The following is an 11,973-nucleotide window of genomic DNA, read 5'->3' on the forward strand; positions in this document are numbered from 1 at the left end:
ATATCTTGTTTGCGTGTTTATCATTAAATTTTCTTGTTCTTATAGTTAAATGTCACTATTCTTGTTCGGCTGAATTATTATAAGTTACATTAGGGGTGTTCAACACGTGCCAAACCAGCTTAAATTGCTAATATTAAACGCAAGTAGTGCTGAACGTCGCGCGATTAAGGGCACTTTAGATAGCTTAAATGTATTTACCTTTATTGATGCGCAAGATAGCCAACAAGCTTTAAAGCTTTTAAAACAACACCCTGTTGATATTATAATAACGGGCATTAATGTTGGGAAAATTGACGGCTGGCGCTTTTCGAGGATGATCCGCTCAGGATTATTAAAAACACCAAAAAACACCCCAATTTTACTTATTCCGCCAATTTACTGTGAGCGTATTGCCGAAACAACAGCCCGAAGCTACGGGATAGATGCTGTACTACCATTTGAGCACAAAGATATGCTCCCTCAAGTACTTGCGAATGTTTTATCTACTCACCTTGAAAAAAGTAGCCGACTAAATTTATTATTATTAGAGCCACTTCAAAATACGGCCGACAAAATAAGTGAACAGTTAAAGTTAAACTTTGCTATTACTCACGTTACCTCAGCCAAAGCAGCACTAAACGCTTACAATCAACAGCAGTTTTCAATTGTGCTACTCGATGCCACTACATCAAGTGCAGAGAGCTCGAGTGTACTCGTTGAAGAAATCCTACAGCACAATTCTAAACAAGCTATTGTTACGATTATAGAAAGTGATGATGCTGATTACGCTGAGCAGCTTTTGCTGTCTGGTGTTACCGATTTTATTAGAGCCCCATACGACCCTTCATTTTTAAATAAAGTGTGTGACCACGCCGCACGACGTGAAGATTTTATGGTGAGTTATGCTGAGTTTGCTTACAAAGTAGAGCAGCTAAGCGTGAGCGAAGTGCGTTACAAAGAGTTATTTTCGGCTCATCAGCGTATTTTATTGCATTTGAATACGGTTGTTTTAGAGCTTGATCAGCAAGGGCATATTCGTTTTATTAACCCTGCATGGGAGACATTAAGCGGTTTTGGTGTTAAATCATCACTACAAACCCCATTAAGCGCTTATTGTAATAACGAAGATAAAGGAAGACTAAATTATACTATTAATGACATTTTACATGGTGGCGAGCAACAGCAACAAATAGAAGTAAAGCTCACCCATAAAAATGGCAATTTAATCTGGGTCGAATGCAGATTACAGCTAATCAAAAATAGTCGTAATAACGCGACCATAACCGCCACTATCGACAACATACACGAACGTAAACAAGCAGAGATCCAACTACGTCATTTAGCACACCATGACCCATTAACTGGTTTACATAACCGTTATTACTTTGATCAACAGCTTAATAAAATATGCCAAGATAAATACACGTATGATGGCATAGAGCATGCTGTTATTTATATTGACCTCGATCACTTTAAAATAATAAACGACAGCAAAGGTCACCACCAAGGTGACATAGTATTAAAAGAAGTGGCGCAATTATTTAAAGCAAATATTGGCGAAGACCATTTAGTGTGCCGAATAGGCGGCGATGAGTTTGCAGTCATACTTACCGATATGAATTTACTGGATGCACACCTTATTGCTGAAGGTGTGTGCAGCGCAATAGAAAAACATGCTTTTAAATCAGAAGATCAGATATACACAATTAGCTGCTCTATCGGTTTAACTCAAATTACTACACAAAACAATGATCCTAATGAATGTTTAAAACAAGCCGATATTGCTTTGTATATTGCCAAAAATTTAGGGCGTAACTTAGTACATTGCTACTCAAAAGAGGACGCTCAAAACAATACGCTTCAAACTGGGCTTGAATGGGGTCACGAAATTCGACAAGCACTGCAGCAAGATAATATTGAACTGCATTACCAACCTATTTGGGATTTTAAAGAGTGTAAAGTTGCTTATTTTGAAGCGCTTTTACGCTTAAAACTCAAAGGTGAACTCGTATATCCAAATCAGTTTATTCCCTCTTTAGAAATGCTTAACGACACATTTTTGATGGATCAATGCGTTATACGTAATGCCGTTGCTTGTGTATCTAAGCACCCTGAGTTAAACCAAGTTGCTATTAATTTGTCAGCACAATCATTTTTAGATGAACGCTTATTGCCATTAATTGAATCAAACCTTGAAAAGTATAACGTGCCCCCTTCGCGGATAATTTTTGAAATAACTGAATCTGCGAGTATTAATAACTTAAAAGCCACTCGTAAAATGATTGAGAAGCTTAATAGCTTAGGCTGTCATTTTTCTATTGATGATTTTGGAACTGGCTTTAGTACATTTAACTATTTAAAGCAGCTTCCGGCACAGCATGTAAAAATTGATGGCTCATTTGTAAGCGACATGCTTAATGACCCTATAGACTTAGCGTTAGTAAAAGCAATAAATGACATTAGTCGGTCTCTCGGTAAGCTTTCTGTAGCTGAGTACGTTGAAAACGAAAAGATATTTTTTGCACTAAAAGAGATAGGTGTTGATTATGGACAAGGCTACTTTATTGCACGCCCAGTACCTGTTGAAAAAGTAAAAAGTGAACTTGAAAAAATTTCAAAAAATAAAACGTTTTACCAACAACAAGCTAGCCCAAAATAAACAAAATTAAACAATTTGTTACTACCAATATTACCTTTCTTGCCTATACTTTCAGTATCAAATAAAAAATGTCGCGCGTTTTAATGCATTTCACTTTAAAAACATGACATTACCTTTTGGCGGCGTAGTACTGATATTTATAGTGGGTTTCAAAGCTATTTAAGCTTTTAAGGAGAAAGGTATGACACAGCTAGTTATGTTATTACTGATTATACATTTTGCAATCGCGTATCAGTGTTATCGTTACGCAAATATTAAAGGCTACCCAGTTAAGGTTTTTACTGTATTAGGCTGCGTGCCTTACTTTAACTTGGTGGTATGGATTTATTTACTATTTTTACCCGAACTTGAGCCTTTTGAAAGCCATCTTCAAAATCAAAAGCAGCCTTTATAGGCTGCTTTCATTCATTTCCTATTCTTATTTAGAAAAATCTAAACTGCATTGGCGCTTTAAAAATACCTCAAGCTGTTGACTAAATAATTTAAAGTCGCGGATCCGCCCCGTAGTTTTACGCCACAATATGCCAATATCTCTATATGCATCACTTTGTGATGGTGTTGCCACCATATTTTTATTATCTAAAATTCCGGCGTTAATCGCCATTTGTGGTAAAAAAGTCACCCCGAGCTGATGCTCAACCATACTCAATAATGTATGCAAGCTTGCTGCTTCAAATGGGTTAATACAACTAGCACGGTTTAAATGACATGCACTAAGCGCATGGCCTGTCATACAGTGCTCACGCTCGAGTAAGAATACGCTAGCCTCTGGTAATAGATTAAAGTCGACTACGCCCTTTGCAGCGCTGTAGTCCTTATGGTGCACTAAACTAAACTGATCTTTTGCCAATACTTGTGTATGAAATTTATCGGTTTCGTATGGCAGTGCAAGTAGCGCTAAATCAATATGCCCATGCTCAAGTTTATCCAGTAGCTTATCACTCGTATCTTCTATTAAAACCAGCTCTAAATCACAAAAGGTTTCTTTACAAAAATGATAAAGCGGAGCCGCTATAAAGCTAGCAATTGTAGGTATAACACCCACTGTTAATTTACCACTCAGCGGTGTTAAAAAGCTTTTAGTGAGCTCTTTTAAACTAATTGTATCGTTAATTATTTTACGAGAGCGCTCAACAACTTCTTCACCAATACTGGTAAACATAAGGCTGCGATTTTCGCGTTCAATAAGCTGGCAACCCAAAGTTTCTTCAAGATTTTGAATAGCACTGCTTAAAGTAGATTGCCCAATAAAACAGGCACTGGCAGCTCTGCCAAAGTGCTGATGTTGATGAACAGCTAATAAATACTGTAGCTGTTTGATACTTGGAAGATTGGTCATTTTTTCTTTCCACAAATAAAAAGACCCCAACACCTAGGGCATTGAGATCTTTTCAAGCTAAAAGTCTTTGAGTACTTTTTTGTTAAACCCCAAATGCGGTTCTTAGTACGTAGAAAATAACAATAGCAAGGGCAGCGCCAACTGGCAATGTAATTACCCAAGAAACTACAATGTTTCTGATAACACCCATGTTAAGTGCACCAATTCCACGTGCCATACCTACACCTAATACCGCACCCACTAAGGTTTGAGTAGTAGAGATTGGCATACCAGTACCTGATGCAATAACAACGGTAGAAGCAGCGGCTAGTTCAGCAGCAAAACCACGGCTAGGCGTTAAATGCGTAATGCCTTCACCAATCGTTTTAATTACTTTTTTGCCCAAAATAGCAAGACCCGCAACAATACCAAAACCACCTAGAGGTAAAATCCACCAAGCAATAGCCGCTTTTTTAGCAATTTCACCATTGTTTTCAACAATATTTACAACAGCAGCTAGTGGACCGATTGCATTAGCAACATCGTTAGAACCATGTGCAAAGGCCATACAACATGCAGTTAATACCATAAGAACAGCAAACACTTTTTCAACATTGTTGAATTGCATTTGTTTATCTGCTTTTGGATCGATATTTAAACGAGAAATAGCAATTTTACCAATTATAGCAACGACAACTGCTACAGCTATTGCTATTGCGTACCCTTCGGCTGCACCTAAATCAACACCAACATGCTTTAAGCCTTTTTTAATTGTAACCAAGGCCATTATAAAACCTGCTAAACCCATATAAAGTGGTACATAGCGTTTAGCATTTTTTAGTGGTGCATCTGTATTAAAAATAAGTTTTTGTGCACTCATAAATATTAAGTATGCAATAAAGCCTGATATGGCGGGCGTTATAATCCAACTACCAACAATACCACCTACTTTATCCCATTGAATCGCCTCAGTACCAACAGCAACTAACGCAAAACCAATGATTGCACCAATGATTGAGTGAGTCGTTGATACTGGCCAACCCAAGAACGAGGCCATTAATAACCAAGCACCCGCTGCAAATAAAGACGAAATCATACCCAGAACCATAAGTTCAGGAATGTCTGCAAATGGTGCGGCGTCAATAATCCCTTTACGAATTGTTGATGTAACCTCACCACCTGCTAAGTAAGCGCCTGCAAATTCAAAAATCATCGCTATAAAAATAGCTTGTTTGATTGTTAGCGCTTTTGAACCTACAGATGTGCCCATGGCGTTCGCTACGTCGTTCGCGCCAATACCATAAGCCATAAAAAAGCCGACTGCTGCGGCAATTAAAATTAATACCGTGCCGTAAGATGCAATGATATCCATTGTAAAACCTTAATCTTTCGTGTTTGAACTGATTTTAAATTAACGAGCTAACATCAGCTCAAGACGTGATCCTACGCGCTCTGCAATATCTGCAAGCTCGCCAACCCATTCAATGATTTTGTACAAAAACATAACATCAATTGGATTTAACTCACCCTCTACATCACGTAGCTGGCGGCGTACTTTTATCTGCATTTCGTCCGTGTCTTGTTCTATGGCATCCAATTCAACTAACATTTTTTCTACTAAGGTGACTTCTCGACCTTTAAAACCCGTTTCTAGCAATTCTTCTAATTCGTTAATTGCTTTAGATGCTTGTTTAGTCGCATCTACACAACGGGTTAAGTAAGCTAAGAAATCAGTTTGCATAACTTTTGGTATGGTCATTTCACGACCAATCACTCGCCCTGCAATGTCTTTCGCTTTATTAGCAATCTTATCTTGTTGGGTTACTAATTCGAGAAGATCTGTACGCTCTACCGGCATGAATAAACCACGTGGTAATTGTAAACGTATATCTCTTTTCATGTCATCAGCTTCACGCTCTAAATTGCGAATCGTGATGCGAAGCTCTTCTGCTTGTACCCACTCTTCTTTAAATACGTGATTAAAAAAAGGTATCAAAGCTTTACTTGCTTGATGAACCTTCTTGATGTGTTCTTCCATTGGTTTGATAGGAGATTTTGCAAATACCCCTAAAAACGCGTTTGTAGGCATAACTGACCCTTTAATCAAATTGATATGCTTTGCAGCATGAATTTTACAGTATTAACCAAGATTGTGAACGCTTTTTATTACTTCACTCAAGCTTGCAATACACAAAGCGGCACTAAGCCGCTTTAATGAAAAAGAATGATAGATAAAAAATCATAGTGACTTTTCTATATCTTCTTGAGATGTATGGCGAATATCTTTGCCATTAACAAAATAAATAATGTATTCAGCAATGTTCTGACAGCGATCACCAATACGCTCTAATGAGCGAACAGACCAGACTAAGTCCATGATTTTAGGTATTGAGCGTGGATCTTCCATCATGTAAGTCATTATTTGACGTGTGATGGCTTCATATTCGCGGTCAACCTTTGCATCTTCTTTATGTACTTGAAATGCACGTTGCACATCCATACGGGCAAATGCATCTAGTACGTCGTGTAGCATTTTTAAAACCTGGCGGCCCATATTTTCAATATTTACTAATAAATCTTGCTGATCTTTGGTAAATGAGTCTAATGCAACTTTAGCAATTCGCTCAGCTTCATCGCCAATACGCTCTAAATCAGCAATTGTTTTAGCAATTGCAATCACTAAACGCAGGTCACTTGCTGCAGGCTGACGACGAGCAATAATACGCGTACACTCTTCATCAATGCTTACTTCCATTGCATTCACTTTATAATCGTTCTGACGTACCTTTTGAGCAAGCTCTGCATCGTTACGACTCACCGCATCAAGCGCACTATTTAACTGCTGCTCAACTAAGCCACCCATACTTAATACATGATTACGTACATTTTCTAGTTCTTGGTTAAAACGCCCAGAAATATGTTTATTAATATTATGTTCCATAGTTACCTTCTCTCTTAATCTTGCACAACACGCTACAACGGGCTAATTAACCGTAACGACCGGTAATATAATCTTCGGTCTTTTTCTTCGTTGGTGTAGTAAATAAGGTATTTGTGTCTGAGTACTCAATCAATTCGCCCATATACATAAAGGCTGTTTGATCAGATACACGTGCTGCTTGTTGCATGTTATGTGTAACAATAACAACGGTAAATTGGTTTTTTAAATCGTTTATTAGCTCTTCGATTACTAAAGTAGAAATAGGGTCAAGTGCTGATGTAGGTTCATCTAATAAAAGAACTTCTGGCTCAATTGCAATTGAGCGAGCAATAACTAAACGCTGTTGCTGACCACCCGATAAGCCAAACGCGCTATCGTGTAATCTATCTTTTACTTCATCCCATAAAGCAGCACCACGAAGTGATTGCTCTACCACTTCGTCTAACTTTCGCTTCTCTTTAATACCTTGTAAGCGTAGGCCATAAACCACATTTTCATAAATTGATTTAGGAAATGGGTTAGGACGCTGAAACACCATACCTACATTACGACGAAGTGCTGCTACATCTACGCTCTTATCGTAAATATTTTGACCGTGAAGTAATATTTCACCTTCAATACGACAAATATCAACCAAATCGTTCATGCGGTTAATACAACGTAATAGAGTTGATTTACCACAGCCCGATGGTCCAATAAACGCAGTTACTTGGCCTTTTGGAATGTTCATATTTACTTTATTAAGCGCTTGCTTATCACCGTAGTAAAGATCGAGATCTTTAATCTCTAGCGCTTTTTGGTCATCCGTTAAATTTTCTAGGTCTAACTTCTGGCCTATATTAGCTTGGTTTACTTTTGGAGCGACTGTAATCATTTTTGTTACCTATAAAATCTTTACTAATTAGTGTTCAAGCGATCTGTACTTTTCACGTAAATGGTTACGTATACCAATGGCCGTTATGTTTAGGGTAATAATCACCGACACCAATAAAAAGGCCGTTGCGTATACCAGCGGGCGTGCCGCTTCAACATTAGGGCTTTGGAAGCCAACATCGTATATATGAAAGCCTAAGTGCATGAACTTTCTATCTAAGTGAAAATACGGGAAGTTGCCATCAAGTGGTAATGTAGGGGCCATTTTTACAACGCCTACTAGCATTAACGGTGCAACTTCACCTGCAGCACGTGCAACTGCCAGTATTAAACCTGTCATAATTGCAGGGCTTGCCATTGGAATAATTATGCGCCATAACGTTTCAACTTTTGTTGCGCCAAGCGCTAGTGAACCATCACGTACGGTACTTGGAATACGAGATAAACCTTCTTCAGTCGATACAATAACAACTGGCAGCGTTAGTATGGCGAGCGTTAATGCAGACCACATTACACCTGGCGTACCAAATACTGGCGTTGGCGACGATTCTGGATAAAATAATTGGTCTAAGCTACCACCTAACATGTATACAAAAAAGCCGAGGCCAAATACACCGTATACAATTGAAGGAACACCAGCTAAGTTAATCACTGCGATACGAATCATTTTAGTGATTGCATTTTTTGCGGCATACTCGTGTAAGTAAATTGCAGCAACAACGCCAAACGGCGTCACGATTACAGCCATCAGCATAACCATAAATACAGTACCAAATATAGCAGGGAAAACACCGCCTTCTGTATTTGCTTCACGTGGATCATCGGATACAAACTTACCTAGTTGCACAAAGTAGTGGCCTAGCTTTGCAAAAAAGCCCATATCGTTTGGAAACCAAACATCAAGTACTTGATACATTGGTATCGTAACAACTTCACCGCGCATATCTTTTACAGTTACGTGGTCACGTTTAGCTTGTTTGCGTAGTGCAAATAAATCTTTTTCGAGTACACCATACTCTGCACGTAATTCAGCACGTGCTTGAGCAAGCTCAGCAACACGCTCATCAGTGAGAGCGTTATCAAGTAAGTAGCCTTTTTCTTCTAAACGTAAGCGTTCAAGTGCGTAGTTAATATGCCCAATGTCGCCATTTTGCAAATCAAGTGCTTCGTCGTTCAAATCAACCGCACGCTCAACAAGCTCATGTAGTGCTTCTATTTTGTCGCCATTAACCGGTTGACCGTCTTTAATAACGTTTTGCACATAACCATAAAAGTTACCGTTTTTACTACGCTCAAATACTGCAAGCGCCGCTGGTGCTGCTTTATTTGTTATGTCGGTTTCTAATATCCAACGAAAATCTAAATCTACATATTCGCGGTTACCTGTTTTAATAAGTAAGCGCTCTATTTCTTCTTTTTCAAACCCGCTAACATCAATACCTGTCGCGGCTAAACGCGTTTTTGGTACTAATTCACGGTCGTAAACTTCGCCAATAACGGTTTGCTTTGCAATCGACCCTTCAAGTTCAAACTGTACAACTTCTGAAGGCCAGAAAAAGCTTAACCCTTTCCAGGCTATCATTGCCAATAAGCCTAAAACTGAAATCAAACTGATGCTCACTGCACCACCGGTCATCCAAATCCAAGGAGAACCAGACTTAAACCACTGCTTTACCATGTCATGTCTCTCCGCTTACATTGAGCTGTATTTTTCACGCAGTTGCTGGCGAACAAACTCAGCGACTGTGTTAAAAATGAATGTGAATATGAATAATACAAAGGCCGCTAAGAACAATATTCTATAGTGCGAACTACCTACTTCTGACTCTGGCATTTCAACTGCAATATTTGCTGCAAGCGTACGCATACCTTGGAAAATGCTCCAATCCATAATCGGTGTATTACCGGTTGCCATAAGTACAATCATGGTTTCGCCAACTGCTCGGCCAAGTCCCATCATTACCGCAGAGAAAATACCTGGGCTTGCTGTTAGTAATACAACACGTATTAGTGTTTGCCACTGCGTTGCACCTAATGCCAATGAGCCATTTGATAAATGCTTTGGAACACTAAATACCGCGTCTTCTGCAATTGAGAATATAGTAGGAATAACCGCAAACCCCATCGCAATACCTACAACAAGCGAGTTACGTTGATCGAATGTCATACCTAGCTCATTTGTTAAATACTGACGTACATTGCCGTCAAACATCCAAAGTTCAACAAATTCGCTCATAGCAAACGAAAACCAACCAATAAGTAAAACGACCGGAATAAGGATGATTGAATGCGAACCATCAGGAATTCTATGGCGTATTTTTGTTGGTAATTTAGTCCAGGCTAAACCTGTCGCTAACATACCTAAAGGTAATAATATGAGTAACCCAACAATGGCAGGTAAGTGCTCTTCTATTAATGGGGCTAACCAAAGACCCGCTAAAAAACCTAAAATAACGGTTGGTAATGCTTCCATTATTTCAACGGTAGGCTTAACCACTTTACGTAATTTGCTCGACATAAAGTATGCCGTGTAAATAGCCGCCGAAAGCGCGATTGGTACAGCAAACAACATCGCATAAAGTGCTGCTTTTAATGTACCGAACGAAATTGGCACAAGTGAAAACTTAGATTCAAAGTCGTCACTGGCTGATGTTGACTGCCAAATATAACCTGGCTCTGGGTAACCTTCGTACCACACTTCTTGCCAAAGTGCTGACCAAGTAACTTCTGGGTGCTCGTTATGAATGTCTAACACTATTAGCTTATTATCCGCTAAAATTAACGCAGCATTTGAACGTGGTGCAATTGCAAAGTTTTCTATTGCGCCTTCACTTACTTTTCCCTGCCAAAGTTTTGCTTCGCTGGTTGTGTAGTACACACCTAGCTCACCATTATTGCCGGTAGTAAAAAAAGTACGACGATAAAACTCAGTAAATACACTTAATTTACTTTGCTTAGCTGTTTCAAATGAGCGAATCTTTTGATATTCACGGCCTGTGTCAGTGTTTACTTCAAACCACTGCGAAATCTCACCGTTATCATTAGCAAGCATGAGTGAGTTTGCGCCCGCTAGCAGTTGTGCAGATACAATATTTGCATTTTCTTCGTTAGCCGAAAGCAACTGAATTTGCTCTACATCACTTGGGTCACGCGTATCGTATACATACACTTGATTAGCAGAACGTACAAAAGTACGTGTTGTATCTGGCGACATTAATAACTCGTCTACACGTCCATTAACATCAAGTTCTGTACGCTCAACAACCCACTCTACTTCACCGGTAAACATATTCTCTTCAGCAATAAAGCTGCTAAATAATACACGCTTATCTTCTGTAAGAGCTACAACCGCTGTTTTGTCTTCATAGTGACTAAATGCAAAGCGTTTAATAGCTGCACCTTGTTCATCTACTTCTAAAGCCATTTCCCCTAGAGGAAAACCTAAGCGAGGTGTTAATTTACGCTCGTTATTTGGAAAGGTAACTAAAAATTTAGGTGCAACAACCATTACGGTGCCATCTTCTAAACCAAACGCATAATGCCCTTGAAAAGGCGCGCTTGTTGCAAAGCTTGTTGCATCACTTGGTAAATCTGCATTAAGTGTTTTGAGTTTTTTACCAAAACTACCTGACTCAACACTGTAAAAATCAACCTGACCCTGCTGACTTAGTAAATAAGCTACTTCAGTTTGCTCTTCTACGCCTAAACCTACTATTTGCTGTGAATTAGCAACATGAAAGCTATCGCGCTTTTCTACTTTTGCTGATTCAAAAATTGGCTGTACTACATAAAGAAGGTAAAAGAATATTAATAGCAGCGCTACCAATACCATTATCCCACCTGCGGTTATCCCAAATTTAGCAAACCGATCTTTAAATAGACGGCTTCGATCCGTATTAAAAGTCGGCTTATTCGGATTTGAAGTCATCAAAACACCCTTAAATCTTAACGTTGCATAAATTATATTTCATCAAGATGACAGTATTGTTACAACGGTAACAATAAGCGCTTTAAAACGGTTTTAAATAATACTAGGGAGATAAATGTCTAAATTAACTTCAAATCGATGATTTATAAGTGAACTAAATTATAAAATAATTGGACAAAGTATTTATCGAGGTCAATACTAAAAGAGTACTTAGTAAATAATAATGACGATTAATACTGCGTAGAAGAAACACAACCACATCCACTTTTATTAAT

General features: G+C 38.7%; 9 protein-coding genes. 2 read left to right on the forward strand and 7 right to left on the reverse strand.

Annotation, left to right across the window (positions count from 1 at the left end):
* The first annotated feature begins 106 nt into the window (after nt 1-106).
* Together I6F40_RS02435 and I6F40_RS02440 are read left to right on the forward strand one after the other, a co-directional pair.
* Nucleotides 107-2,638: a two-component system response regulator gene (locus I6F40_RS02435; protein WP_197192447.1), complete on the forward strand. Its 2,532-nt coding sequence runs from the start codon at nt 107-109 to the stop codon at nt 2,636-2,638.
* 181 nt (nt 2,639-2,819) lie between these two features.
* The gene (locus I6F40_RS02440; protein WP_002957835.1) at nt 2,820-3,032 is read left to right on the forward strand and encodes a hypothetical protein; all 213 of its coding nucleotides are present in this window, start codon (nt 2,820-2,822) and stop codon (nt 3,030-3,032) included.
* A gap of 24 nt (nt 3,033-3,056) precedes the next feature.
* Here I6F40_RS02440 and I6F40_RS02445 read toward each other — a convergent pair whose 3' ends face one another.
* The 7 genes from I6F40_RS02445 to I6F40_RS02475 all read right to left on the reverse strand — a co-directional run bounded on the left by I6F40_RS02445 (nt 3,057) and on the right by I6F40_RS02475 (nt 11,698).
* Nucleotides 3,057-3,977 (reverse strand): hydrogen peroxide-inducible genes activator, encoded by a 921-nt coding sequence (locus I6F40_RS02445; protein ID WP_166376397.1) that lies wholly within the window; start codon nt 3,975-3,977, stop codon nt 3,057-3,059.
* An 82-nt stretch (nt 3,978-4,059) separates the two neighbouring features.
* The gene (locus tag I6F40_RS02450) at nt 4,060-5,328 is read right to left on the reverse strand and encodes an inorganic phosphate transporter (RefSeq protein WP_197192448.1); all 1,269 of its coding nucleotides are present in this window, start codon (nt 5,326-5,328) and stop codon (nt 4,060-4,062) included.
* A gap of 39 nt (nt 5,329-5,367) precedes the next feature.
* Nucleotides 5,368-6,045, reverse strand: a complete 678-nt coding sequence (locus tag I6F40_RS02455; protein WP_024600191.1) for a TIGR00153 family protein — start codon at nt 6,043-6,045, stop codon at nt 5,368-5,370.
* Between the two features lie 150 nt (nt 6,046-6,195).
* Nucleotides 6,196-6,897 (reverse strand): phosphate signaling complex protein PhoU, encoded by a 702-nt coding sequence (phoU, locus tag I6F40_RS02460; protein WP_007586465.1) that lies wholly within the window; start codon nt 6,895-6,897, stop codon nt 6,196-6,198.
* A gap of 46 nt (nt 6,898-6,943) precedes the next feature.
* The gene (gene pstB / locus I6F40_RS02465) at nt 6,944-7,771 is read right to left on the reverse strand and encodes a phosphate ABC transporter ATP-binding protein PstB (protein ID WP_007586464.1); all 828 of its coding nucleotides are present in this window, start codon (nt 7,769-7,771) and stop codon (nt 6,944-6,946) included.
* A gap of 27 nt (nt 7,772-7,798) precedes the next feature.
* A complete protein-coding gene (gene pstA, locus I6F40_RS02470) occupies nt 7,799-9,448 on the reverse strand; it encodes a phosphate ABC transporter permease PstA (protein WP_197192449.1) in 1,650 nt (549 codons plus the stop codon).
* A 15-nt stretch (nt 9,449-9,463) separates the two neighbouring features.
* Nucleotides 9,464-11,698, reverse strand: coding sequence for an ABC transporter permease subunit (locus I6F40_RS02475; protein WP_197111559.1), 2,235 nt, complete (start codon nt 11,696-11,698; stop codon nt 9,464-9,466).
* Nucleotides 11,699-11,973: the final 275 nt, after the last annotated feature.

Origin of the sequence: Pseudoalteromonas sp. SWXJ133 (genome assembly GCF_015864365.1) — a bacterium.
GTDB classification, from domain to species: domain Bacteria; phylum Pseudomonadota; class Gammaproteobacteria; order Enterobacterales; family Alteromonadaceae; genus Pseudoalteromonas; species Pseudoalteromonas arctica.

Coding starts and splice junctions, on each gene's coding strand:
- I6F40_RS02475 (WP_197111559.1), bottom strand. CDS start 11,698: ATGACTTCAAATCCGAATAAGCCGACTTTTAATACGGATCGAAGCCGT.
- I6F40_RS02450 (WP_197192448.1), bottom strand. CDS start 5,328: ATGGATATCATTGCATCTTACGGCACGGTATTAATTTTAATTGCCGCA.
- I6F40_RS02445 (WP_166376397.1), bottom strand. CDS start 3,977: ATGACCAATCTTCCAAGTATCAAACAGCTACAGTATTTATTAGCTGTT.
- I6F40_RS02440 (WP_002957835.1), top strand. CDS start 2,820: ATGACACAGCTAGTTATGTTATTACTGATTATACATTTTGCAATCGCG.
- pstA (WP_197192449.1), bottom strand. CDS start 9,448: ATGGTAAAGCAGTGGTTTAAGTCTGGTTCTCCTTGGATTTGGATGACC.
- pstB (WP_007586464.1), bottom strand. CDS start 7,771: ATGATTACAGTCGCTCCAAAAGTAAACCAAGCTAATATAGGCCAGAAG.
- I6F40_RS02455 (WP_024600191.1), bottom strand. CDS start 6,045: ATGCCTACAAACGCGTTTTTAGGGGTATTTGCAAAATCTCCTATCAAA.
- phoU (WP_007586465.1), bottom strand. CDS start 6,897: ATGGAACATAATATTAATAAACATATTTCTGGGCGTTTTAACCAAGAA.